Origin of the sequence: Arenimonas caeni (genome assembly GCF_003024235.1) — a bacterium.
Classification (GTDB): domain Bacteria; phylum Pseudomonadota; class Gammaproteobacteria; order Xanthomonadales; family Xanthomonadaceae; genus Arenimonas; species Arenimonas caeni.
Genome location: NZ_KZ679096.1, coordinates 1 through 23,003 on the forward strand (window position 1 = coordinate 1; position 23,003 = coordinate 23,003).

The window sequence follows — 23,003 nt, forward strand, 5'->3', positions numbered from 1 at the left end:
CTGGTCAATTTTCAGCGCGCCTCAACACCCAGGGGGCGACACCTTTTCCGCGCCCATGCCAGGAGCGGTGGCGTCGCATCAGGGCGCACTCCCGTAGAAGTGGGCCCGGAACTCCGCCCGATGCGCTTGGTGGCAGGCAAGGCAGGCCTGCTGCACCTCTGCATAGGCCTGGATGACACCCTCGCCATCACGGCGCTGCGCCGCCGCACCCATCTTCATGGCGGCGTCGTGGGCCTGGCGGTCGGCGGCACGGAACTCAGCAGCATGGCTTCCCAGGAACGCCATGATGCGGGCCTTCTCGGTGAACGGTGGCGCCCGGTGCTTGGCGATTCTGGGCGCAGCTTCAGCCACTGCCTCCCAGTCCTCGCGGGAGATGGCGCCGGCGACGAGCTGCATCTGCTCGCCGAGCTCCTGCATGATCTTTTGCAGCTCCAGCGGATCTTGATCCGCGGCGCCCACGGACGGGGCGAAGAAAAGCGAGAGCGCCAGAAGGACAGTGGCCGCTCCCGAGCCCGAGGGGGATGGCGGGCAAAAAGGCTCAGTAGACATGGATCAGGATCTCCTGATGGTTGGAGGGATGAGCCTCAGGGGCCGTCGATCGGCCTGCCCTCTCCCGCTTCTTCATGGGTTACCCCGTCGCGGATGTGATAGATGCGACGGAACGTCGGGATGATCTTCTCGTCGTGGGTCACCACGATGATTGCGGTTTCGAACTTCTTGGCCATGGCGTTGAGGATGCGAATCACCGCCATGGCGCGGTCACTGTCCAGCGGCGCCGTGGGCTCGTCGGCCAGGATCACCGGTGGCCGATTGACGAGACCACGGGCTATCGCCACGCGCTGCTGCTCGCCGCCGGAGAGCTGGGAGGGCATGGCCATCGCCCGGTGCTGGACGTCCAGGGCCGTGAGCAGTTCCAGGGCCCGCTCGCGGGACGCACCGTTGGCCATGCCGGCGAGCATCGGAAGCAATGCGACGTTGTCGGTCACGTCCAGGAACGGGATCAGGTACGGTGCCTGGAACACGAAACCGATCTTGTCGCGCCGCAGGGCGCGCAGGTCACGCGTGATCCAGCCATTGTCATAGATGACCTTGCCGCCGAGCGTCATCTTGCCGGCCGTGGGGTCGATCACCGCGCCCAGGCACTTGAGCAGCGTGCTCTTGCCGGAGCCCGAAGGCCCGATGAGTCCGACCACCTCGCCCGGGGCGACGTGCATGTCCACGCCCTTGAGGGCGTCCACGGCCGAGTCGCCAGAACCGTAGCGCTTGCGCAGGCCCTCGATCTTGATGCCCAGTCCACGTGATTCAGCCACCGATCGCCTCCGCAGGATCCACCTTGAGGGCCATCCGGATGGCGATCAGGCTCGCCAGCGCGCAGATGACTAGAACCGAACCGAAGCCCATGGCGGCGTCCACGGGCAAGAGCAGCACGTACTTCGGGAACAGTGGTGCGGCGAAGGTCGCCGTGATCTTGCCTACCACGAAGCCGATCACGCCGAGAACCAGCGACTGCTGCAGGATCATCCAGGCGATGGTGCTGTTCTTCGTGCCGATGAGCTTGAGGACCGCGATCTCACGGATCTTGTCCATCGTCAGGGTGTAGATGATGAAGGCCACGATGGCGGCACTGACGATCGCCAGGATCACCAGGAACATGCCGATCTGCTTGGACGATGTGGCGATGAGCTTGCCAACCAGAATCTTCTCCATGTCGAGCCGCGTGTAGGCCGTCAGCCGCTTCCACTTCTCGATCTCTTCCGCGGCTAGCTCGGGATCGACCCCCGGACCAAGCCGGACCAGGATGGCGTTGACGAAGCTGTTGGTTGCCTGGGAAGCATTGACTGACTCGAGCAGATCAGGCACGCCGGGCCGGTTGAAGGTGGGGTTCTCGGCATTACGCCGGCGGCTCTGGTGGATGGCGTCGTTGTCGCGCAGGAACTGCGCCTCCTGGGCATCCTTTAGCGGGATGAACACCATCGGATCGCCGCTCGAGGACACCATGCGCCGCGTCAGGCCGACGACGGTGTACTGGTTTCGACGAATGGTGAGGCGGTCGCCGAGGTTAAAGCCGGTGGCCACGTCAGCCACGGCCTCGTAGTGGCTGCGCGTGATCTGGCGCCCCGCGATGAGGTACGGGGGCCAGCCGGCGCTTGTTCCGTTGCCACCCGGCGCGATGCCCACGACCATGGCGCGCACATCGGCCTCGCCCTTGCGCACCTGCATGGTCAGGTAGGTGACGTTGGAGGCCTCTTCCACTCCGGGCATGGCCGAAATTGCCCGATACATGTCGTCATTGACGCTCGAGGACTCGGCATACGGCCCGAGGGTGCCCTGCTGGACCACCCACAAGTCGGCACCGCTGTTATCAAGCAGGGCCTTGCCGTCGTCCACCATGCCACGATAGACACCCGCCATGACCAGGGTGACGCCAATCAGCAGACCCAGTCCGATGCCGGTGAAGACGAACTTGCCCCACGAGTGCAGGATGTCCCGGCCGGCCAGACTGATCACGGAGCGGCTCCCGGCAGCGCTTCAACCTCACGAATCCGGGTGCGGGCTGTCAGGGTGGTCTCGCTGTAGAGAACGACCACGTCGCCTACCTGCAGGCCATCCAGCACCTGGACGTAGCCTTGGAGGTCCGTCGGACCGGTACGCACTGGTACGAATTCAATATCGCCGTCGACTACTTTCCAGACGCCGATGACATGATCCACCCGGCGCAGCGCCGCCGAGGGAATGGCGAAGGCGGCCTTGCGCACCGGCAGGTGCACGGTCAGGTGAACAATCTCGCCCAGCGGCGGCAGCGGTTCGACCTCCTCCGCGAACGCGACCTTGGCGACGGTTTCCTCGGTCACCGGATCAGCCTTGGGTTCGACACGCACGACTTCGCCGCCAAAGAACTCGCCCTCACGGGAGCGCAACTCGATTACGGCCGGCAGCCCCGCCACGAGCCCATTGGCGCTGACCTGATCGAAGCGGGCGTTGAGCCAGACTTCGCCGGGTTCGATTACCTCGATCACCGACTGGCCAGCGACGACCGTCGTGCCCGGATCTGCCGTACGCGCGGCGACGATACCGTCGACCGGCGCACGCAGGATAAGGCTGTCTCGCTGCCTCTCCACGGCCCTGACGTCGGCACGGGCGCGGGCAATCTCCTTGTGACCGGCGTTGAGCGCCGACTCCGCGATCCGCAGCTCCTGCCGCTTGGTGATGACCTGCTCTTCGCTGACGACATGGGCCGTGAAGAGTTTTTCGTAACGATCCGCCTGGGAGGCCGCGAACGCATGGCGCGCCTCGAGCTCCGAGAGGGCGGCCTCGGCGCGGTCCGCTGCGGCTCGCAGGGCGTCGAGTCGCTGGTCCAGGTCGACGGGGTCCAACTCGGCCAGTATTTGGCCGGCTTCGACCGGGTCGCCGGGCTGCACCTCGACCCGCAGCAGCCGGCCGGGGGTGATCGGTCCAACGCGATGGGCGTAGCGGGCTTCGACCGTGCCAACGCCAGCAATCTGGGGCTTGAGCTCGCGCATGGTCACGGAAGACGTGGTGACCGACACCGGCGCCATCGGGCCGGATCGAATCACGACGTAAATGAACAGGGCAACGATGGGGATCGCCACTGCGATCAGGCCCAGGGTGCGCCGGGAAACGGCGGTGAATTTCATCGTTGTGCCTCCAGGCCGCGGCGATAGATCGCAAACGCCTTGGGCGCTTCAGCCTTGAGCACCTTGGGGTCACCCGCCAGCATCGACTGCATGACGATCCCCTGGATCAGGCCGATGAACAGGATCGACGCGGTATCCGGGTCCGTTTCGGGCGCGATCTCGCCCAGGGCGATACCGTGCTGGATCTGTACCCGCAGCCGGTCGGAATAGCGCGCCATCAGAGTCCGGGCCATTTCCTTCGCGGGACTGGACTCCTTGCGCTGCAGCTCACTGAACATCATGCGGGGGATGCCCGGATGCTCGGACACGAATTCGATATGGCTGAGGAACATGGCCTCCATGGCGGCCAACGGCGACTCGACGCCAGCGGCAGCGCGCTCGATGCGATGCAGGAGGCGGGTGGTCACCCACTCCATCACCGCTTGCCAGATGGCGTCCTTGGAGGGGAAGTGGCGGAACAGGGCGCCCTGGGTCAGCTTCATGTGCTTTGCGATGGCCGAGGTGGTGATCTCGGCTGGATTGCTCTCGCCCGCCAACGCCACGACGGCTTCCACCGTGACGGTGCGGCGCTCGTCGGCGGGCAGGTGCTTGGGATGCGTGCTCACAGGTCGCTCCGTGATATGTGCGAGTGAGTGCTTACTATCTTTGGTGGCGGTGACGACGTCAAGCCCTAGGGCCGGACTCCAACGTCTCGATGGGGAACGGTTCAGCCAACACCGGCCTATCTGCGGCTGACGAATCGGCCTTATACCCGCTATTTCAGGCGGTTTCCTTGAGCCGTCGAGCCCGATTTGGCCCGCTGTGACCGGGCCGCCGGTCCGGCCCTAAGGGCTGGTGCGCTTGCCGTCGCCAAGCGGTAGGATTAAGGTAGTGACCGCTTACTTTGCTCGACGGGATACCCCGCCGCCAGGTTCACCGCCGGCGCGCCGGCAGACTCCTCCCCTCCCCGCCCGGCGGGACGGAGGCGAGCCACCCTCCAGGCGCTGCGATCTCCCCGTGATCCCAGGCAGCGCCGGCCGAAGAAGGTCACCCCACGTGAAGATCCATTTTCTCGGCGCAGCCCGTGAAGTCACGGGCTCCTGCTACCTCATCGAGACCGAACACGTCCGCTTCCTGGTCGATTGCGGCATGGTCCAGGGCGGGCGTGAGTCCATGGCACGCAACCATGCTCCCTTCCCTTTCGACCCCACCACCATCGACTTCGTGCTGCTCACCCATGCCCACATCGACCACAGCGGCCTCTTGCCCAAGCTGACCCGCCATGGGTTCGAGGGCCCGATCCACACGGTGTCGGCCACGCGCGATTTGCTCGAGGTGATGCTCCGCGATAGTGCCCACATCCAGGAGTCGGACGCCGAACGGGCGGCACGGCGCCGAGCCAAGCAGCGAAAGCCACCTCGCCCGGAGGAAGCAGCGATCTACGGCATGGCGGATGCAGAGCAAGCCTTGCGGCAGGTGCGTCCCTGCGCCTACGACCAGCGCGTGGAGCCCCGCCCTCACGTCATGTGCCTGTTCCGCGATGCCGGCCACATCCTGGGCTCGGCCATCATTGAGGTCTGGGTTTCCGAAGGCGAAAAGACCACCAAGATTGTCTTCAGCGGCGACCTTGGTCAGCCGGGACGCCCGATCCTGCGGGACCCCACCCCCATCGAAGACGCCGACCTGCTCTTCATCGAGTCAACCTACGGCGACCGCTCCCACAAGGACCAGGAAGCCACCCGCGAGGAATTGGCGGGCATCGTCGAGCACACCCTCGCCGGCGGGAACGTCATCGTCCCGGCTTTCGCCGTGGGGCGTACCCAGGAAGTCATCTACCACCTGCACCGGCTGACCCGTGAGGGCCGGATCGCCCCCTTGAATATCGTGGTCGACTCGCCCATGGCCACGCAGGCGACCCGCATTACGCAGAAACATGCGGCCCTGTTTGATGAAGCCGCCCGGGAGCTGGTGCAGTGGAAGGAGGCCGGCACGGGCCTGCCGCGCCTGCGGTTTACCGAGACGGCGCAGGAGTCCATGGCGCTCAACAACGTCCGCTCTGGGCTGATCATCATCTCGGCCAGCGGCATGTGCGATGCCGGTCGGATCCGCCATCACCTGTTCCACAATCTCAGCCGGCGCTCGTGCGCGGTCCTGATCACCGGCTACCAGGCACGCGGCACCCTGGGGCGGCGCCTGGTGGAGGGCCAGCAAACCGTGCGCCTGCTCGGCCAGGACGTGCGGGTCCGGGCCAAGATCCACACGGTCGGCGGTTTGTCCGCCCACGCAGACCGCGAAGCCCTGCTCGCTTGGGCGGAGGGGTTTCGAAAGCCGCCCCGACAGGTGTTCGTGGTCCATGGCGAGGATGCCTCGGCCCAGGCCTTGGCCAGCGCGCTCAATAGCCGCCCGGGTTGGACGGCGACCGTGCCTCGCGTGGGCGAGGTGTACGAGCTGCCGGGGGCCAGCGCATGAGCGCCGCCAATGACGAAGCCCTGGTGCCACCGGAGGGCCTGGCCGAGCAGATTGCCTCAGCCAGCGCCTACCGCCTGGCCCACGAGGATACGGATCTGCTGTCGTCCGACGACCTCAGGCCCCTGCGCCTGCAGCTCGAGTTCCTCAAGCCCGAACGGGCCATGCGGGCAGCCGGCATCCAGTCAACCATCGTGGTTTTCGGCGGGGCCCGGATCCTGTCACTGGAGGCGGCTGCGGCCCAGCTTGACGAAGTCCAGGCACTTCATCGGTCGGATCCTGACCGGCCGAACGCGCACCGGGAAATGTTCGCCGCCCGGCGGGCGGTGAAGTACTCGCGCTACTACCTCGAGGCCCAGCGATTCGCGTCACTGGTCTCGAGCCGCTTTCAGCGGGAGGGCCGCCGTGAGTTCGTGGTGGTCACGGGCGGTGGCCCGGGCATCATGGAGGCGGCCAACCGGGGCGCCTACCAAGTCGGGGCTCGTTCGGTGGGCCTGAACGTAACCCTGCCCCACGAACAGAAGCCCAATCCCTACATCACCCCGGAATTGGCTTTCCGGTTCCACTACTTCTCCCTGCGCAAGATGCACTTCCTGCTCCGGGCAAAGGCGCTGGTGGCTTTCCCCGGGGGCTACGGCACGCTCGATGAGCTCTTCGAGGTCCTCACCCTCGTGCAGACCGGGAAGATGCCCAAGGTCCCCGTGATCCTGGTGGGCTCGGCCTTCTGGAAAAGCCTGATCGACTTTGACTTCCTCGTTGAAGATGGGCTGATCTCGCCTGAGGACCTGAAGCTGTTCTCGTACGCAGAGTCCGCAGAAGACATCGTCCGGCAGCTCGAGGCTTTCTATGGTGGGCACGTGCCGGATGCCAGCCACCCGGAGTGGGTGCCATGAGTCGCCGAACACCGAGCCCACCGGGGCTGCCATTATCCTTGGCGTCAATGCGACTGGCGGCGTGCGTAGTCGCGCTGGCTGGAGCGACCCTCAGCGAGTCCACCGCCCAGGCCACGGAATCGTGTGAGTCGGGCTCCGGCTTTGAGCTTCGGGGCGGCAGCCTACGCCTGGAGAACGACCTGTTTGCCGGGACAGATCAGAACTACACGAACGGCGTATCGGTCACCTTGGTCTCACAGGACCGCCGACCAGGCATGTCCCGGGATTGCCTGCCCGGGCTCTTGCGAGTCCAGGCCCGGCTCATCGATGCCGTAAACCCAGGGTTCTGGGCAGGCGATCCGAGGACGACACGCGAGAATGTCGTGGTGAAATTCGGGCAGTCGATGTACACCCCCGAGGATTACGCGCGGACTGACCTGATCGAGAACGATCGCCCCTACGCGGGCCTGCTCTATGTCGGCTCGTCTTGGAACCGACGTCACCCGCTGCCAACCCCGGGGCGCGAAGTCCTCGACACGCGCGAGGTGACCCTCGGCGTGATTGGGCCGCTCTCGCTCGCCGAGCAGTCCCAGACCCTCGTCCACGAGCTGATCGGCGAGGACACCTTCCAAGGCTGGGAACATCAACTGGAGAACGAACCGGCCTTCCAGGTCGCTGCGGACCACAAGGTCCGGTATCGGAGCAATCCTTTTGGCCAGACTGGCGCATGGGCCATGGACCAGATCACTAGCCGGGGGTTTCGGTTCGGCAATATTGAGACGTCAGCCACCCTGAGTTGGGAGGGGCGTTTCGGCCGGGACCTGCCGGACGATTTCGGTACCTACCCGATCCGCCCCGGCGCCGAGAACCGCTCGCCCATGGCGGCCGGGCAGACCCAAAGCCAGGATCTCACCACCTCTCTGGGCGGCCACTTCTTCGTCCTACTGGAGGCCAAGGCAGTTGGGTACGACTTCTCCCTGGATGGCAACCTGTTCGAAGACAGTCACGCGGTGAGCCGCCGCCCCTTGGTCGGACAGGTCGCGATCGGCTTCGCCCTGCAAGGCTCAATCTTCGGGCGACGAACAAAGTTCGCGGTCATGCGTGTCTTCAAGACTCGAGAGTTTGATGAGCAGGAATCACGCCATGCCTACGGCTCGATTGCACTGAGCATGGACCTCTAGTCAACGCCGAACCAGAGCACCTGATCGCCCGCATCGTGTTGACGTGGATCCCCACCACCTTCGCCAGCGGATCCTGGTACCCGCCGGCCAGGTTCCAAGCCACCGGAATCCCCCGCTCGCGCAGCCCCGCGAACACCCGCCAATCCCGCAGCGCCAGCTGCGGCGTGGTGAGGAAGCCGCCCAGCGGGTCGTCCACGTGCGGGTCGGCGCCGGCCTGGTAGAGCACCAGGTCGCAGCCGTCGAGTTCGGCCAGGTCGCGGGAGATGTTCTCGAGGAAGGCGCGGGCGTCGGCGTGGTGGTGCCAGCGCTCGCCGGCGGTGATGTGCACCAGGCCGGCGCGGCCGACGTGCTCCAGGATGTCGTCGGTGCCGTTGCCGTAGTGGTAGTCGTAATCAAGGATGCCCACGCGCAGCCCCGGGCGCTCGGCCTGCAGCACCCGCGCCGCCACCATCAGGCCGTTGAATGTGCAGAAGTCGGCGGCCTCATCCCAGCTGGCGTGGTGGAAGCCCGACACCGGCGCCGCCACCGCGCCGCCCGCCTCCAGCGCCCAGCGCGCGGCGGTGAGCATGGCGCCGCTGGTGTAGGGCAGGCTGGCGACCACGGCGGCGTTGCGGGTGGCGAAGCCGTTGGGCCTGCGCAGCGAGAGCACGCCGTCGACGAAGTCGGCGTCGTGCGCCAGGCACAGCTGTTCGCGCGTCACCGGCACCGGCGCGCGCACCTGCAGCTGCGACCACGCGGCGAACCAGGCCGCCATCACCGCGGCCGGCTTGGCGGCGCTGGGCGAGTAGCCCTGCGCCGGGGCGTTGATCAGTTCGCTGTAGACCACGCGCATGGGCCAACCCTCCGCTCCGGGCCCCAGAGTCTCGCCAACGGCCGTCGCGGGGAATGAGACCAATTCGCCCCGGTTCACGTGCACCTAACATCTGCAGGCAAAGACTGCCCGGGCCCCCTGCAGCGGAGATCTCGCCATGAAGACCTACAAGGCCGGTTACCTGGTCGGCAGCCTCGCCAAGGCCTCCATCAACCGCAAGCTGGCCCTGGCCCTGGCCAGGCTGGCCCCGCCGCAGCTGGCCATGCGCGAGATCCCCATCGGCGACCTGCCGCTCTACAGCTACGACTACGACGCCGATTTCCCGGAGCCGGCGCGCCGCTTCAAGGCCGCGCTGGCCGATATCGACGCCGTGCTGTTCGTCACCCCGGAATACAACCGCTCCATCCCCGGCGCGCTCAAGAACGCCATCGACTGGGCCAGCCGGCCCTGGGGCGAGAACTCCTTCACCCGCCTGCCCTCGGGCGTCATCGGCACCTCGCCGGGCTCGATCGGCACCGCCGTCGCCCAGCACCAGCTGCGCGGCGTGCTGTGCTTCTGCAACTCGCCGCTGATGAACACCGTCGAGGCCTACATCCAGTTCACGCCCGGCCTGATCGACGACGAGGGCAAGGTCACCAACGAGCGCACCGAATCCTTCCTGCGCAAGTACATGGAGGAGTACGCAGCCTTCGTCGAACGCGTGCTCACGGTGCTGCCCCGCAACGCCTGATCAGTCCTCCACGTCGCGCAGGGGCCGGCGCGGCGCCGCGGGCAGCATGGCGTCGACGTGGCCCCAGCGCATCACGAGCTGCGGCACGCCGGCCTCGGGCACCAGGGCTTGCACGCGGCCGCGCAGTTCGGGCAGTTCCACCGGCTGGTTGAGATAGGACGCCTGCAGCCCATGCACGACGCCGGTCAGCAGGGCGCGCTGCAGGGCCTGCAGGCCGGCGCCGGCCGCGGCGGCCCGCAGCGTCAGCAGCGCGGCGCCGCAGCTGATCACCAGCTCGCGGTCGTCGGGGTCGTTCACCGGCAGCGCACGCGTGCGGTCGGCCAGCAGCTCCACGTGGCCCTCGCCCGGGCGGAACAGCCAGGGCTGGGTGTTGTGGCTCGAGGGCGCCAGCACGGCGCGCGCGATCAGGTCCTCGATGGTGGCCATGGCCTGCTCCGGTCGGACTCTGCGGCGAGCATAGGCAGCCGGGCCGGCACCGACAAGCGCGGCTCAGGCCATGCCGTCCACCGCCTCGCGCCCGATCGCCGGGTCGTCGGTGAAGAAGCCGGCGATGCCGGTCGGCAGGTAGGTTCTTATCTCGCGCACCGAACCCGCCGGGTGGCGCGCGGCCGGGCCGTCGCCGCTGCGCAGCGCCTCGGGCAGGAAGTAGTTCTCGGGGCGGAAGGTGTACAGGTAAACGGCCAGTCCGGCCGAGCGCGCGGCGTCGACCAGCGCGCTGCGCTGGCCTTCCACGCCGGGCGCCAGCGGCAGCATCGCCGCCGGCAGGCCGAGGGCGTCGGCGTACCCGGCCACCCCGCGCAGGGCCTCGGGCGAGAGCAGGCTGGCGAAAACCGGCGACGCACCCACCAGCTGCAGCAGCCGCACCCGGCCGTCGCGCGGCAGTGCCGCACGCAGGCGGCGCAGCGTTTCCGGTTCGAAACACTGCACCAGCATTGGTGCCCGGCGCGCGTACGCATCCGTCGAGAGCACGCGCAGCAGGGCCGGCACCATGTCCAGGCCCAGCGCCGCGAAATGGCTCGGGTGCTTGAGCTCGGGCACCACGGCGATGTCGCGGCCCAGGCGCGCGGATTCCGCGGCCGCCAGCGCCAGCACGTCCTCGAACGTGGGCAGCGCGAAGCGGCCGTCGTTCGCGGTCGGGCGCAACCCGGGCAGGCGCTCGCGCGCGCGCAGCGTGCGCAGCTCGGCCAGCGTGAAGTCCTCGCTGAACCAGCCTTCGCGCCATTCGCCGTCCACCTGCCGGCGGTAGCGGCGCGCGGCGAACGCCGGCCGCGTGGCCACGTCGGTGGTGTCCGAGAGCTCGTTCTCGTGTCGCACCACCAGCGCGCCGTCGCCGCTCATCACCAGGTCGGGCTCGATGGCGTCGGCGCCGTCGGCGATCGCCCGCGCGAAGGCCTCCAGCGTGTGTTCGGGCAGCCAAGCGCTGGCGCCGCGGTGGGCGATCACCCGGGCGGGTGGATGGTCGGGGCTGGCCATGCCCGGATCTTACCGGCCTCGCCCGAAACTGACCGGGGTCAAGGCCGGGGGCCCCGGAGCCCCGCAGACTGCCCGGCATGGACGATCCCGCCTTCCTCAACCGCCTGCTGGCCTGCCTCGACCTCACCCGTTTGGGCGAGTCCGACACGCCGGCCGATATCGATGCGCTCTGCGACCTCGCCGCCCGCCTGCCGGTGGCGCCGGCGGCGCTGTGCGTGCACCCCGAGATGATCACCAGCGCCCGCGCCGGCCTCGACCAGCGCGGCCTGGCCGGCGTGCCCATCGCCACCGTGGTGAACTTCCCCGACGGCGCCGACGACCCGGCCCGCTGCCGGCGCGAGATCCTCCGCGCCCGCGGCGCCGGCGCCCAGGAGATCGATGCGGTGCTGCCCTGGCGCGCCCTGGTCGCCGGCGACATCGACGCCGTGGTCGCCACCCTGCGCGCCACCCACGAGGCCAGCGGCCCGCTGCCGCTGAAGGTGATCATCGAAAGCGGCGAACTCGGCACCGAGGCGCGAATCCGTGAGGCCTCGCTGCTGGCCATCCATGCCGGCGCCGACTTCATCAAGACCTCCACCGGCAAGGCCCGCGTGCACGCCACGCCCGAGGCCGCCGAAGTGATGCTGGCCGCGATCGCCGAAACCGGCGCACGCTGCGGCTTCAAGGCCGCCGGCGGCATCCGCACGCCGGAAGACGCGGCCCGGTATTTCGACATCGCCGCCCGCGTGCTCGGCCCGATCTGGGCGCGTCCCTCGCGCATGCGCATCGGCGCCAGCAGCCTGGCCGACGAAGTGCTCGCGCGGCTGGCCGCGCAAGGCTGATGCACGCCGTGGCCAGCCCGCAGGCCGTCATCCGGCGCAAGCGCGAGGGCCATGCACTGGCGGCCGGGGAACTGCGCGAGTTCATCGCCGGCATCGCCGACGGCTCGCTCTGCGACGGCCAGCTCGGCGCCTTCGCCATGGCGGTGTGCCTGCGCGGCATGGACCACGACGAAACCGTGGCGCTCACCCTGGCCATGCGCGACAGCGGCCGGCGCCTGGACTGGCGTGCGGCCGGCCTCGGCGGCCCGGTGCTCGACAAGCATTCCACCGGTGGCGTCGGCGACTGCACCAGCCTGCTGGTGGCGCCCATGCTCGCCGCCTGCGGCGCCTTCGTGCCGATGCTCTCGGGCCGCGGCCTGGGCCACACCGGCGGCACGCTCGACAAGCTCGGCGCGATCCCCGGCTATCGCAGCGCGCCCAAGCCCGATGAACTCGTGCGCGTGGTGCGCGATACCGGCCTGGCCATCGTCGGCGCCAGCGCCGACCTGGCGCCGGCCGACCGCCGGCTCTATGCCGTGCGCGACGTCACCGCCACGGTCGATGCAATCCCGCTGATCACCGCGTCGATCCTGAGCAAGAAACTCGCCGCCGGCGTCGATGCGCTGGTGATGGACGTCAAATCCGGCAACGGCGCCAGCCTGCCCGACCACGACTCCGCGCTCGCGCTGGCGCGCGAACTGGTGGCTGTGGCCAACGGCGCCGGGCTGCGCACCGAAGCCCTGGTCACCGACATGTCGCAGCCGCTGGCCCCCGCGGCGGGCAATGCGCTCGAACTGCGCATCGCGCTGGCCTGCCTGCGCGGCGAGCCGGTGGCGCCGCGGCTGGTCGCGGCCAGCATCGAACTGTGCGCGGTGGCCCTGCGCCAGGGCGGCCTGGCCGCGGACCTGGACGAGGCGCGCGCCCGCGCACGCGCGGCGCTGGCCAGCGGCGCGGCGGCCGAACGCTTCGCGCGCATGGTGCACGCCCTTGGCGGCCCGGCCGACCTGTTCGAGGCCACTGATCGCCACCTGCCGCCCGCCCCCTGCAGCGCGGACCTGCCCGCCACCGCGGGCGGCTGGCTCGCCGCCATCGACACCCGCGCGCTCGGCGAGGCCGTGGTGGACCTCGGCGGCGGCCGTCGCCACGGCGACGACCGCATCGATACGCGCGTCGGCCTGGACGCCATCGTGCCGGTCGGCAGCGCCATCGAGGCCGGCCAGCCGCTGCTGCGCGTGCATGCCGCCGACGACGCGGCGCTGTCGGCCACGCTGGCGCGGCTGGCGCCCTGCTTCCGGATCGACGAACGGCCACCGGCCGGGCAGCCGCTGGTGCTGGCACGCATCGATGCGAAGGCGGCGGGCGCATGAGCCGCGCCATGGTGCTCGTGCTCGATTCGCTCGGCGTCGGCGCCCTGCCCGACGCCCCTGCCTATGGCGACGAAGGCGCCAACACCCTGGGCCACATCGCCGAGTGGTGCGCGCGCCCGAAAGGCGAAGGCGGCCGCGGCCGCGCGCTGGCGATTCCGAACCTGGTGTCGCTCGGCCTGGGCGAGGCCGCGCGCCTGGCCTGCGGCCGCCCGCTGCCCGGCCTCGGCGGCGCGGTCGACCCGCACGCGATGCACGGCTGTGCGCGCGAGCGGTCGCGCGGCAAGGACACCGTCTCCGGACACTGGGAACTGTGCGGGCTGCCGGTGCCCTGGGACTGGGGCCTGTTCCCGCAGCGCGAGCACACGCTCACGCCCGGGGAGCTGGCGCGGCTGGCGGACGCCTGCGGCGTGCCCGGCTTCCTGGGCAACCGCCACGCCTCCGGCACCCAGGTCATCAACGACCTCGGCGCCGAACACCTGCGCACCGGCCTGCCGATCCTGTATTTCTCCGCCGACTCGGTGATCCAGATCGCCGCGCACGAGGAGGCCTTCGGCCTGGCGCGCCTGCTCGAAGCCTGCGCCGGCGCGCGCCGCCTCGCCGACGAGTGGCGCATCGGCCGCGTCATCGCCCGGCCGTTCACCGGGGACGCCGAACGCGGTTTCACCCGCACGCCCAACCGGCGCGATTACGCCGTGCCGCCACCGGAGCCGACCCTGCTCGACCTGCTTGGACAGGCCGGCGGCGAGGTGGTGGCGGTGGGCAAGATCCGCGACATCTTCGCCGGGCGCGGCATCGGCCGCGCGGTCGGCGCGCACGGCCTCGAGGCGCTGGTGGAGGCCAGCCTGGCGGCGTTCGCCGGTGCCCGCGACCAGACCCTGGTCTTCACCAACCTGGTGGATTTCGACCAGGAGTTCGGCCACCGCCGCGACGTGGCCGGCTACGCCGACGCGCTCGAACGTTTCGACGCGATGCTGCCGCGCCTGCGCGCCGCGCTCGGCCCCGACGACGTGCTGGTGCTGGTGGCCGACCACGGCAACGACCCCACCTGGCCCGGCAGCGACCACACCCGCGAACACATTCCTTTCCTGGCCTGGGGCCCGGGCCTGCGCGGCGGCGATGCCGGCGTGCGCGCCAGTTTCGCCGACGCCGGTCAGTCGCTGGCGGCCTGGTTCGGCCTGCCGCCGCTCGCCCACGGCCGGGCCGCCTTCTGAGGACACCATGAGCCTGCACATCAACGCCGCCCCCGGCGACTTCGCGCCCACCGTGCTGCTGCCCGGCGACCCGATGCGCGCCCGCCACATCGCCCAGGCCTACCTGGCCGACGCGCGCGAGATCACCAGCACCCGCGGCATGTTCGGCTACACCGGCCTGTGGCAGGGCCAGCGCCTGTCGGTGATGGGCAGCGGCATGGGCATTCCCTCCTGCGTGCTCTACGCCACCGAACTGGTGCGCGAGCACGGCGTGCGCCGCCTGCTGCGCGTCGGCACCTGCGGCGCCGTGAGCCCGCGGGTGACGCTCGGCGACCTCGTGCTCGCCGTCGGCGCCGGCACCGACTCCGGGGTCAACCGCCAGCGCTTCGGCGGGCACGATTTCCCGGCCACCGCATCCTGGCCGCTGCTGCGGGCGCTGGCCGGCACGGCCGAAAGCGCGGGCACGCCCCTGCACGTGGGCAACATCTTCTCCACCGACCTGTTCCACCATCCGGACCCGGCGCTGGTGGCGCGCCTGTCGGGCATGGGCATCCTGGGCATCGAGATGGAGGCGGCGGGCCTGTTCGGCGCAGCCGCCGCGCTGGGCGTCGAAGCCGGCGCGCTGCTGGCGGTGTCCGACCATCTTCTTGATGGTGGCGCGATGACGCCCGAAGAGCGCGAACGTGGCCTGGACCGGATGATCCGCCTGGCCCTGGACGGCGCGGCGGCGATGCCCGCGCCCTGACCGCGCCTACTGCGGCAGTTCGAAAGCTTCCGGCAGCAGGTGGCCGATGGCGTGCCAGGCCGCCGTGCGGTCGCCGGTGCGCCAGCCGACCTCGGCCTGTGGGCCGAACTCGCGGATCATCTGGCGGCAGCCGCCGCAGGGCGGCACCGCCATCACCCGGCCGTTGGCGTCGCGCGCCGCGATCGCCACGGCCACCACCCGCATGTCCGGGCCTTCCGCCAGCACCGCGGCGGCGATGGCATGGCGCTCGGCGCAGCCGCCCAGCGGGAAGGCCGCGCTTTCCACGTTGCAGCCGAAATGGATGCCGCCGTCGAGGGTCAGCACCGCAGCGCCGACCAGCAGGCCCGACCAAGGGGCGTGCGCCTGCTCAAGATGATGCTCGGCGAAGTCCACGAGCATTTCCCGCTGGCTGTTGTCGGGCATGGGCTTGGGCCTGGCAGGCGCCACATCGGCGCGATTCAGAATCGCGCCGCCGGGCCGGGGCCGTGAATGACCTGCGTCAAGCGCAGGCCATCCAGCGGGCCGGGGGCGCGGGGCGCCCCGGGCCTTGGGTCACTCGGTGATGGTGAAGCTGCCCGTCTCGCAGATGTCTTCGGCCTCGACGACGGTCTCGGACTCATCGTCGAAGACGAAACGCAGGTCGTACTCGCACTGCGTACGACCGTCGGCGATGACGATCTCCACGCTCTCGCCCGAGCCCAGGACGTCGGAACCCAGGATGTCCTCTTCCCACTCGCCCACGTCGGCCGGCGAGGCATAGAACTCGGTCAGGACGCTGTCGGTGTCGTTGACCAGGGTGAAATCAAGGTCCTCGGCGGTCGCGGGCGCGCTGGCAAGGGCCATGGCAAGCACGCAGGCCGCCGGAAGTCCGGTGATGCTCAACTTCATTTGTTACTCCTCTGGATTCCCCGCTGCGGGGTAAGAAAAGGGGCCGCCTTGCGGCGGCCCCTCTGGAACGGACCTGCCGGTGGCTCAGAGTGGTTCGCCGCCGAACTTGTGGGTGTACTGCAGGTAGAAGCTTCGGCCCTCGGTGTCGAACCACGAGATGTCGTAGTACGGGTACGAGGTGTAGGTCGGGTCGTGCGGCGGCGCCTTGTCCATCAGGTTCACCACCGCGAGGCTGATCTGCGAGTGGTCGTTGAACTGGAAGCCCACCGTGGCGTTGTAGCGGTAGGTGGCGCCGATCTTCGGACCCGGATCGCCCTCCTCCCACACCTCGTCGTAGGACCAGCCATTGGGCAGGCTGCCCAGGCGGCGGCCCTGGATGGCGGCGCTCCAGCCATTGCGCTGCCACGACAGGCGCAGGCTGGCCTTGCTGCGCGGAATGTCGAAGCCGCTGTTGACCGCGAACATGTCCACCACCGGCTCGTCCGGGTACTCCTGGATGTCATGCTCGCGCACCCAGGTGTAGGCACCGGACAGGCCGAAGTCGCCCAGGCGCGTCTCCATGCGCAGGTTGGCGCTGAAGTCCACGCCGCTGGTCTGCTCACGGGCGATGTTGATGGGGTTCACGTGCACGCCGTAGATGGCCCCCGAGGGCGTACGGGTCACGCGTCCCAGCACGTCGGCGCAGGTGGCCGACGATGGGCTCTGGCCGTTGATGCCCAGCCGGCAGTCACGCTCGCGCTGCATCACGTCGTTGGCGCGCAGGTCCTGCACCTGGTTGCGCATGTCGATGCTGAAATAGTCCAGCGACAGGTCCAGCCAGGACGTCGGCGACCAGACCATGCCCGCCGTCCACGAATCGCTGGTTTCCGGCTCGAGGTCGCGGTTGCCGACGCGGCTGCGGATGATGCCTTCGTCGCCGTAGCTGCAGTCGTCGTAGTTCTCGCCCGCCTCCTCGGTGTCGCAGCGGTAGTAGTCCACCACCGAGGTCTCGTCGTTGCCCGGGCCGGTGAACACGTAGTGCAGGTCCGGGGCGCGGAAGGCCGTGCCGTAGGAGCCGCGCACCAGCAGGCTGTCGAGCGGACGCCACTCCATGCCGGCGCTCCAGGTGAACTTGCCCGGGTCGCGTCCGGCGAACCGGTACTGGTCGTAGCGACCGGCCACGCTCAGGTTGAGCGTCTCGAGCACGGGCAGGCGCATTTCGCCCGCCAGCGCCCACCGGTTGCGGCTGCCGGCGCCGTCCGAGTCCTTCCAGCTGTAGTAGTAGTACTCCGTGGCCAGCGGGTCGGGCTTGAGGTCGTAGGACTGGCGGCCCAGCTCGGCGGTGGCCGCGAAGCCGGCGCTGCCGCCGGCCATCTCGAACAGCGACGCGTTGGTCAGCGTGAACGACAGGTTCTGGGTCTCCGACTCCGGGTTGTACGTGGTGCGGGCGAAGATGGAGTCGTACTCGGCGCGGGTCAGCGGCGTGTACATGCGCGAGTAGTCGGCGTCGTAGATCGGGTAGCCGTCGCCGTCGTAGCCCAGCAGCGGGCCAAGGAACAGGTCGTTGGCGGCCGAGGCCACGATCTGCGGCCAGCTGATGCGCGCGCGGTACTGCGAGTGGCTCAGCGCCGCCTCGTAGTCCCAGTCGCTGCCGATGGTGCCGGTGAAGCCGGTGGTCACGCCGAAGGTCTTCTGCACGGTGTTGACCATGCCGGTGCCCAGGCCGCCCATTTCCTCCACCGTGAACTGGCGCTGCCAGTACTCGAGCTGGTCGGTGTTCTGGTTGTAGAAGTAGTCCCACTCGATGCCGTCGGGCGTCATCAGCGACCAGCTGCGCGGCGCGCGGAACAGCGACACCTCGTGGCGGCCGGCCTGCACGTCGGCGAACCAGCGCATGCCGTTGGCCATGTCGTAGCCCATCGAGGCGAACAGGTTCACGCCGTCGCGCTCGCTCACCATCGTGCGGTAGGCCACCGCGCGGTCGGAGCCGCAGTAGTAGCCGTAGTTGCGGCGGTAGGCGTGCTGCATCGTGCCTTCGTTGAGGCCCGACAGCGCGGCGCAGGTGTCCTCGCCCGGGTCGATGTAGTCGTCCCACCAGTCGGTGATCAGGAAGTTGCGCGGCGGGTAGCCGTAGCGCGAGGGATTGGGCGCGTCGAAGCTCGAGTCCTGCTGCCGGCGCTGGAAGCCCCAGATCGGGTCCTGCGCCCGGTATTCCAGGCCCGCCACCACGTTGAAGTTGCCCTTGCCCAGGCCACCGGAGATGTTCAGGCGGTGCGAGGCACCGTCGCCGCGCTCGGTCTGGCCGTAGCGGTAGTCGATGGTGGTGCCGTCGGCTTCCCTCTTCAGGATCAGGTTGACCACGCCGGAGATCGCGTCCGAACCGTAGATGGCGGACGCACTGCCGGTGAGCACCTCGATGCGGTCGATCATGCCCAGCGGCAGGCTGGAGATGTCGGTGAAGTTGCTGCGGCCGCCGAAGGGCAACGGGAAGTCGGCGATGCGCCGGCCGTTGACCAGCACCAGCGTGTGGTTCGGGCCCAGCGCGCGCAGGTCCACCTGCTGCGCGCCCGGCGAGAAGTCGGCGCCACCGGCCGACTGCTGGCTCTGGGTCTCGCCGCCGTTCTGGGTGAGCGATGCCAGCACGTCCGGCACGCTGACGAAACCGCCGGCCTTGATGTCGGCGGCGGTGACCACGGTGATCGGCGCCGGGCCTTCGATCTGGGTGCGCGGGATGCGCGAGCCGGTCACCTGCAGCGTCTCGAGCACCGCCGGCGGCTCCTCGGCCTGCGCGGCGGGCGCGGCCGGGGCCGGTTCGGCCTGGGCGCGCGGCGCCGGCGCGGGCGCCGCGGCGTCGCTGCGCACGATCACCACCGCACCCGACTCCCCGCGCCGGGCGGCGAAGCCGCTGCCGGCCAGCAGCCGGTCGAGCGCCTGGTCCGAGGTCAGCGTCCCCTGCACGCCCCCCGTCTCCACGCCGCGCAGCTGGTCGGCCGGGTAGACCACCTGGGTGCCCGACTGGCGCGAGAGCGCGTCCAGTGCGCCGGCGAGGCTGCCGGCCGGGATGTCGATCGGCCGGGCCGGCGGTTCCTGCGCGTGCGCGGAAAGCGCCGCGGAACAGGCCAGGCTCAACAGCAAGTGTCGAAACTTCAAGCGCATGATTCCCTCCCCTGGTGGGCGCGCGAGGCGGCGCCCTCAAGCATCACGACGAACGAGCCGGGCAAATCCCCCCCTTCCCCGGGAGGGGGTGCTCAGCGGCAGGCGGCCGCGCCGGCCGAGTGCAGCACGATCGCCTGCTCCCGGCGCTCGGCGCACACCGGGAAACCGGCCTCGAGCAGTGCGACGAAGGTTTCGAGGTTGTCCCAGCGGAAGCTGCCGCCGACGCGCAGGGCGGCCGCGGTCGGGTCGCCCAGCTCCAGGCGGCGGGCGTTGTAGCGGTTGAACTCGTCGGCGGCCGCGGCCAGCGAGGTGTCCTGGAAGGCCAGGAAGCCCTCGCGCCAGTCCACCAGCCGCGCCACCTCCTCCAGCGACTGCCGGCGCACCAGCACGCCCTCGCCGCTGGTGCTGGCCACGCTGCCGGCCGGCAGCAGCGTGGGCTGCCCCTGGCGCTCGCCGCCCGGCTCGAGCCGCACGGTGCCCTCGGTCACCACCACGCGCAGTTCCTCGCCCTGGCGGCGCACCGAGAACGCGGTGCCCACCGCCACCACGCGGTAGTCGCCCACGGCCACCACGAAGGGGCGGGCGGCGTCCCTGGCCACTTCGAAATAGCCCTCGCCGCGGGTGAGCTCGACCCGGCGCTGGCCGCGGTCGAGCCGCACGTGGATGCGGCTGTCGCTGCCGAGCGTGGCGCGCGAGCCGTCCGACAGCGGCACGGTGTCGAGCTTGCCCAGCGCGGTGCGGTAGTCGGCGGTTTCGATGCCGCTGCGCCACCAGGCGCCGGCCAGGCCGAGGCCCAGCACCAGCACGGCCGCCAGCCCCGCCGCACCCCGGATCCAGCGCCGCGGGCGTGCCGGCGTCGACGCCGGCCGGGGCCGGGGCGTCATCACGCTCACGCCGCCGCCGTTCGCCGCCGGCTGCACCGGTGCCAGCGCGCGCAGGCGCGCGGCCTGCTCCCAGGCCGCCTGCACGCGCAGGAAGGCCACGCGGTGCGCGGTGTCGGCCGCCAGCCACGCCTCCAGCGCCGCCGCCTGGGTTCCGTCCCAGTGGTCGCCCTCGCGGCGCGCCAGCCATTCGGCGGCGCGTCGGTCAGTCTGCGTGCTGGCGTGCATTGCGCTTCTCCCGTCGCGCCACGGCCGGCGCAAGCGCCGCCAGGTCGAGGCCGTCGCCGGTGCCGCCGTGGAAACCCTCGGCCATCAGGCGCATGCCCTTGGCCAGGTGCTTTTCCACCGTTTTCTCGCTGATGCCCAGGCGCGCCGCCACCTGCTTTTGCGACAACTCCTCCACCCGACGCAGCCACACCACCTGACGGCAGCGGGCCGGCAGGCGGTCGAAGGCATCCGACAGCCGACGCAGCACCTGGCGGGCGCCGCAACAGTGCTCCGGCGACAACCCGTCCACCATCAGGACGTTCAAGGCCTCGAAATCACCCATCGTCTCGATCGAAACCACCCGGCTGCGCCGCACCCGGTCGGCCAGCAGGTGCCGGGCGGTGGCGAAGAGGAAGGCCTTGGGTTGTTCGGGCAGCGCCTTGCCCGCGGCCTCGTAGACGCGCACGTAGACTTCCTGGCGCAGGTCGGCCAGTTCATCGCGGTGGGGCCAGCAGCGGCGCAGCAAATGCATCAGCGCCGCCTCGTGGACGAGGATTTCTCGGACGAACCAGTCGTCGTGGCAGGCGGGCATGCCCCACACCATAGCCCAAGGCCCGGGGTGGGGATATTGGACCTCCGTTCGTCCCATACTGGAGGATCAAAAAAAAGGGGAGCGCGGCATGGCTGGACGTGGCAGGTGGCTTTGGACCCTGGGCTTGGCCCTGCTCGCACCGCTGGCCTCGGCCGCGGACTACGCCCACTACCAGCTCGGCGACCCGACCGCGCCCACGCCCGGCCAGGTGCGCCCCGGCCTGCTGCTCATGGGCGGCGGCGACCGCAACCACGACGCCCTGCGCTGGTTCTTCGAGCGCGCCGGCAACGGCCACGTGGTGGTGCTGCGCGCCTCGCTGGCCAACGAGGTCGCCGAGGAGTTCTACGGCGAGGTCGGCGGCCTGGCCTCGGTGGAAACCTACGTGGTGGCCAACCGCGAAGCCTCCACCGACCCGGCCCTGCTGCGCAGCCTGGCGCGCGCGGACGGCATCTTCATCGCCGGCGGCGACCAGTCGCGCTACGTGCGCTACTGGCGCGGCACGCCGGTGGCGGCGGCGCTCGAAAAGCACGTTCGCGACGGCAAGCCGATCGGCGGCACCAGCGCCGGCCTGGCCATGCTGGGCGAATACGTCTACGGCGCGATGGACGGCGCCAGCCAGGTCAGCCCGCTGGCCCTTGAAGACCCGCTGGGCCCGGGCAACACCATCGAAACCGGCTTCCTGGACCTGGCGCTGCTCAAGGGCGTGCTCACCGACACCCACTTCCGCGAGCGCAACCGCCTGGGCCGGCTGGTGGCCTTCGTGGCCAAGGCCGAGGCGATGGCCGGTGAAGACCGCCGCATCGTCGGCCTGGGCGTGGACGAGGACGCGGCGCTGGCGGTGGACGCCGACGGCCGCGCACGTGTTTATGCGACCGCGCCGGGCGCCGGCGCAACGGTGGTGCCGGGCGGTTTCCCCCGCACCCAGCGCGAGGACGAGGCGATGCAGCTCGAACGCTTCGAGGTGCTCGGGGTCGACGTCGACTCGGTGCTGCACCTGCCGTCGGGTCGCGTCGAGAACCCGGCTTTCCGCCGCACCTATGCGGTGCGCGACGGCGTGCTGGTGGCGCTGGACTCGCCGCTGCTGGTCATCCACGGCGGTGCCGGCGTGGAGCGCGCCGGCCTCGACGCCAGCGACGAGGCCGCGGCCCGCGCCGCGCTCGAGGCGGCGCTGCGCGCCGGCCACGCCGAGCTGATGGCCGGCAAGCCGGCGCTGGACGCCGTCACCGCCGCGATCACCCTGCTCGAGGATGCGCCGCAGTTCAACGCTGGCCGCGGCGCGGTGTTCACGCACGAGGGCCGCAACGAGCTCGACGCCTCGCTGATGGACGGCGCCAGCGGCCGCGCCGGCGCGGTGGCCGGCCTGCACCGGGTGCGCAACCCGATCCAACTCGCGCGCGCGGTGATGGAGAAGTCGCGCCACGTGATGATGGTGGGCGACGGCGCCGAGGCCTTCGCGGCCGAGCAGCAGGTCGAGCTGGTCGATCCGTCCTGGTTCCGCACCGAGAAGCGCTGGCGCCAGCTGCAGGACGCCCTCGCCGCCGAGGCCGACACCCAGGCCAGCGCGCCGCTGCCGGCCAAGGCCTTCTTCGGCACCGTCGGCGCCCTGGCGCTCGACAACGGCGGCCGACTGGCCGCGGGCACCTCCACCGGCGGCATGACCAACAAGCGCTACGGCCGCGTCGGCGACTCGCCGATCATCGGCGCCGGCACCTGGGCCGACGAGCGTTGCGCGGTGTCGGGCACCGGCTGGGGCGAGTTCTACATCCGCGCCGCGGCGGCGCACGACATCTGCGCGCGCATGAAGTACCGCGGCGTGGACGTGCAGCGCGCGGCCGAGGCGGTGATCAACCGGACCATCCCGGCCAGCGGCGGCGACGGCGGCGCGATCGCGATGGGGGCCGACGGCAGCGTGGCCTTCCCGTTCAACACCGAGGGCATGTACCGCGGCTGGATCGGCGCCGACGGCGTGCCGCACGTGGCGGTGTTCCGCGGCGAAGAACTGCCGGAGCCGCGCTTCACGGGTCGCTGAG

At 70.2% G+C, this 23,003-nt stretch carries 22 protein-coding genes and 1 pseudogene; 10 read left to right on the forward strand and 13 right to left on the reverse strand.

All coding sequences use genetic code 11. From position 1 onward, the window contains the following. Positions 1–78: 78 nt before the first annotated feature. The 5 genes from C6N40_RS11185 to C6N40_RS11205 are packed head-to-tail and all read right to left on the reverse strand — an operon-like array spanning position 79 to position 4,261. Entirely contained in the window at positions 79–549 is a 471-nt protein-coding gene (locus tag C6N40_RS11185) for a cytochrome c (protein WP_106991117.1), read from the reverse strand. Positions 550–584: 35 nt separating this feature from the next. Next, entirely contained in the window at positions 585–1,310 is a 726-nt protein-coding gene (locus tag C6N40_RS11190; RefSeq protein ID WP_106991118.1) for an ABC transporter ATP-binding protein, read from the reverse strand. After that, positions 1,303–2,508, reverse strand: coding sequence for an ABC transporter permease (locus tag C6N40_RS11195; protein ID WP_106991119.1), 1,206 nt, complete (start codon positions 2,506–2,508; stop codon positions 1,303–1,305). The genes C6N40_RS11190 and C6N40_RS11195 overlap by 8 nt, the downstream gene beginning before the upstream one ends. Further along, positions 2,505–3,656 (reverse strand): efflux RND transporter periplasmic adaptor subunit, encoded by a 1,152-nt coding sequence (locus tag C6N40_RS11200; protein ID WP_106991120.1) that lies wholly within the window; start codon positions 3,654–3,656, stop codon positions 2,505–2,507. Before C6N40_RS11200 ends, C6N40_RS11195 begins: the two co-directional genes overlap by 4 nt. Further along, positions 3,653–4,261, reverse strand: a complete 609-nt coding sequence (locus tag C6N40_RS11205) for a TetR/AcrR family transcriptional regulator (RefSeq protein WP_106991121.1) — start codon at positions 4,259–4,261, stop codon at positions 3,653–3,655. The genes C6N40_RS11200 and C6N40_RS11205 overlap by 4 nt, the downstream gene beginning before the upstream one ends. 430 nt (positions 4,262–4,691) lie before the next feature. Between C6N40_RS11205 and C6N40_RS11210 the strand changes: the two genes are divergently transcribed. From C6N40_RS11210 to C6N40_RS11220, 3 genes are read left to right on the forward strand one after another with little or no spacing between them, the layout of a single operon-like run. Next, positions 4,692–6,104: an MBL fold metallo-hydrolase RNA specificity domain-containing protein gene (locus C6N40_RS11210; RefSeq protein WP_106991122.1), complete on the forward strand. Its 1,413-nt coding sequence runs from the start codon at positions 4,692–4,694 to the stop codon at positions 6,102–6,104. Continuing rightward, positions 6,101–6,994 carry an LOG family protein gene (locus tag C6N40_RS11215; RefSeq protein WP_106991123.1) on the forward strand — a complete coding sequence of 298 codons (894 nt, stop codon included), beginning with the start codon at positions 6,101–6,103 and terminating at the stop codon, positions 6,992–6,994. Before C6N40_RS11210 ends, C6N40_RS11215 begins: the two co-directional genes overlap by 4 nt. Before the next feature lie 47 nt (positions 6,995–7,041). Then, positions 7,042–8,154: a lipid A deacylase LpxR family protein gene (locus C6N40_RS11220; protein WP_240183508.1), complete on the forward strand. Its 1,113-nt coding sequence runs from the start codon at positions 7,042–7,044 to the stop codon at positions 8,152–8,154. On the opposite strand, the gene C6N40_RS11225 is transcribed toward C6N40_RS11220, so the two are convergent. Beyond that, on the reverse strand, positions 8,081–8,986 hold the full coding sequence (locus C6N40_RS11225) for an arginase family protein (protein WP_106991124.1): 906 nt from the start codon (positions 8,984–8,986) through the stop codon (positions 8,081–8,083). The two genes, C6N40_RS11220 and C6N40_RS11225, sit on opposite strands and share 74 nt — an antisense overlap. Before the next feature lie 136 nt (positions 8,987–9,122). Here C6N40_RS11225 and C6N40_RS11230 point away from each other — a divergent pair, with 136 nt between their 5' ends. Further along, positions 9,123–9,695 carry an NADPH-dependent FMN reductase gene (locus C6N40_RS11230; protein ID WP_106991125.1) on the forward strand — a complete coding sequence of 191 codons (573 nt, stop codon included), beginning with the start codon at positions 9,123–9,125 and terminating at the stop codon, positions 9,693–9,695. Here C6N40_RS11230 and C6N40_RS14330 read toward each other — a convergent pair whose 3' ends face one another. After that, on the reverse strand, positions 9,696–10,121 hold the full coding sequence (locus C6N40_RS14330; protein WP_205208599.1) for a hypothetical protein: 426 nt from the start codon (positions 10,119–10,121) through the stop codon (positions 9,696–9,698). 63 nt (positions 10,122–10,184) lie between these two features. Then, a complete protein-coding gene (locus C6N40_RS11240) occupies positions 10,185–11,168 on the reverse strand; it encodes a glycerophosphodiester phosphodiesterase family protein (protein WP_106991126.1) in 984 nt (327 codons plus the stop codon). 77 nt (positions 11,169–11,245) lie between these two features. Here C6N40_RS11240 and deoC point away from each other — a divergent pair, with 77 nt between their 5' ends. Genes deoC through deoD form a run of 4 tightly spaced genes read left to right on the forward strand, consistent with a single transcriptional unit; the run spans position 11,246 to position 15,270 of the window. Next, a complete protein-coding gene (gene deoC, locus C6N40_RS11245; RefSeq protein WP_106991127.1) occupies positions 11,246–11,989 on the forward strand; it encodes a deoxyribose-phosphate aldolase in 744 nt (247 codons plus the stop codon). Further along, a complete protein-coding gene (gene deoA, locus C6N40_RS11250) occupies positions 11,989–13,335 on the forward strand; it encodes a thymidine phosphorylase (RefSeq protein ID WP_106991128.1) in 1,347 nt (448 codons plus the stop codon). The genes deoC and deoA overlap by 1 nt, the downstream gene beginning before the upstream one ends. Continuing rightward, positions 13,332–14,546 carry a phosphopentomutase gene (locus C6N40_RS11255; protein WP_106991129.1) on the forward strand — a complete coding sequence of 405 codons (1,215 nt, stop codon included), beginning with the start codon at positions 13,332–13,334 and terminating at the stop codon, positions 14,544–14,546. Before deoA ends, C6N40_RS11255 begins: the two co-directional genes overlap by 4 nt. A 7-nt stretch (positions 14,547–14,553) precedes the next feature. Beyond that, on the forward strand, positions 14,554–15,270 hold the full coding sequence (gene deoD, locus C6N40_RS11260) for a purine-nucleoside phosphorylase (RefSeq protein WP_106991130.1): 717 nt from the start codon (positions 14,554–14,556) through the stop codon (positions 15,268–15,270). 6 nt (positions 15,271–15,276) lie between these two features. Here the strand turns inward: deoD and C6N40_RS11265 are convergent, their stop codons facing one another. From C6N40_RS11265 to C6N40_RS11285, 5 genes are all read right to left on the reverse strand, one after another. Further along, positions 15,277–15,693, reverse strand: coding sequence for a cytidine deaminase (locus C6N40_RS11265; protein WP_106991131.1), 417 nt, complete (start codon positions 15,691–15,693; stop codon positions 15,277–15,279). 129 nt (positions 15,694–15,822) lie between these two features. Then, entirely contained in the window at positions 15,823–16,158 is a 336-nt protein-coding gene (locus C6N40_RS11270; RefSeq protein ID WP_106991132.1) for a hypothetical protein, read from the reverse strand. Between the two features lie 84 nt (positions 16,159–16,242). After that, positions 16,243–19,293: a TonB-dependent receptor gene (locus tag C6N40_RS11275; RefSeq protein WP_106991133.1), complete on the reverse strand. Its 3,051-nt coding sequence runs from the start codon at positions 19,291–19,293 to the stop codon at positions 16,243–16,245. Between the two features lie 92 nt (positions 19,294–19,385). Beyond that, complete coding sequence (locus C6N40_RS11280; RefSeq protein WP_106991134.1) at positions 19,386–20,402, reverse strand: FecR family protein; 1,017 nt, start codon at positions 20,400–20,402, stop codon at positions 19,386–19,388. Then, a complete protein-coding gene (locus tag C6N40_RS11285; RefSeq protein WP_106991182.1) occupies positions 20,380–20,973 on the reverse strand; it encodes an RNA polymerase sigma factor in 594 nt (197 codons plus the stop codon). Before C6N40_RS11285 ends, C6N40_RS11280 begins: the two co-directional genes overlap by 23 nt. Before the next feature lie 229 nt (positions 20,974–21,202). Between C6N40_RS11285 and C6N40_RS14480 the strand changes: the two are divergent. Further along, a pseudogene (locus C6N40_RS14480) lies at positions 21,203–21,802 on the forward strand (cyanophycinase); the annotation flags it as partial. 213 nt (positions 21,803–22,015) lie between these two features. Beyond that, positions 22,016–23,002, forward strand: a complete 987-nt coding sequence (locus C6N40_RS14485; protein WP_240183509.1) for an isoaspartyl peptidase/L-asparaginase family protein — start codon at positions 22,016–22,018, stop codon at positions 23,000–23,002. The last annotated feature ends 1 nt before the right edge of the window (position 23,003 follow it).

Excerpts from the sequence above, each read along its gene's own strand:
- C6N40_RS11185 (WP_106991117.1), bottom strand. The coding sequence starts at position 549 with ATGTCTACTGAGCCTTTTTGCCCGCCATCCCCCTCGGGCTCGGGAGCG.
- C6N40_RS11270 (WP_106991132.1), bottom strand. The coding sequence starts at position 16,158 with ATGAAGTTGAGCATCACCGGACTTCCGGCGGCCTGCGTGCTTGCCATG.
- C6N40_RS11225 (WP_106991124.1), bottom strand. The coding sequence starts at position 8,986 with ATGCGCGTGGTCTACAGCGAACTGATCAACGCCCCGGCGCAGGGCTAC.
- C6N40_RS11230 (WP_106991125.1), top strand. The coding sequence starts at position 9,123 with ATGAAGACCTACAAGGCCGGTTACCTGGTCGGCAGCCTCGCCAAGGCC.
- C6N40_RS11265 (WP_106991131.1), bottom strand. The coding sequence starts at position 15,693 with ATGCCCGACAACAGCCAGCGGGAAATGCTCGTGGACTTCGCCGAGCAT.
- C6N40_RS11200 (WP_106991120.1), bottom strand. The coding sequence starts at position 3,656 with ATGAAATTCACCGCCGTTTCCCGGCGCACCCTGGGCCTGATCGCAGTG.
- deoC (WP_106991127.1), top strand. The coding sequence starts at position 11,246 with ATGGACGATCCCGCCTTCCTCAACCGCCTGCTGGCCTGCCTCGACCTC.
- C6N40_RS11240 (WP_106991126.1), bottom strand. The coding sequence starts at position 11,168 with ATGGCCAGCCCCGACCATCCACCCGCCCGGGTGATCGCCCACCGCGGC.
- deoD (WP_106991130.1), top strand. The coding sequence starts at position 14,554 with ATGAGCCTGCACATCAACGCCGCCCCCGGCGACTTCGCGCCCACCGTG.
- C6N40_RS11255 (WP_106991129.1), top strand. The coding sequence starts at position 13,332 with ATGAGCCGCGCCATGGTGCTCGTGCTCGATTCGCTCGGCGTCGGCGCC.
- C6N40_RS11285 (WP_106991182.1), bottom strand. The coding sequence starts at position 20,973 with ATGCCCGCCTGCCACGACGACTGGTTCGTCCGAGAAATCCTCGTCCAC.
- deoA (WP_106991128.1), top strand. The coding sequence starts at position 11,989 with ATGCACGCCGTGGCCAGCCCGCAGGCCGTCATCCGGCGCAAGCGCGAG.
- C6N40_RS14330 (WP_205208599.1), bottom strand. The coding sequence starts at position 10,121 with ATGGCCACCATCGAGGACCTGATCGCGCGCGCCGTGCTGGCGCCCTCG.
- C6N40_RS11220 (WP_240183508.1), top strand. The coding sequence starts at position 7,042 with ATGCGACTGGCGGCGTGCGTAGTCGCGCTGGCTGGAGCGACCCTCAGC.
- C6N40_RS11215 (WP_106991123.1), top strand. The coding sequence starts at position 6,101 with ATGAGCGCCGCCAATGACGAAGCCCTGGTGCCACCGGAGGGCCTGGCC.
- C6N40_RS11275 (WP_106991133.1), bottom strand. The coding sequence starts at position 19,293 with ATGCGCTTGAAGTTTCGACACTTGCTGTTGAGCCTGGCCTGTTCCGCG.
- C6N40_RS11280 (WP_106991134.1), bottom strand. The coding sequence starts at position 20,402 with ATGCACGCCAGCACGCAGACTGACCGACGCGCCGCCGAATGGCTGGCG.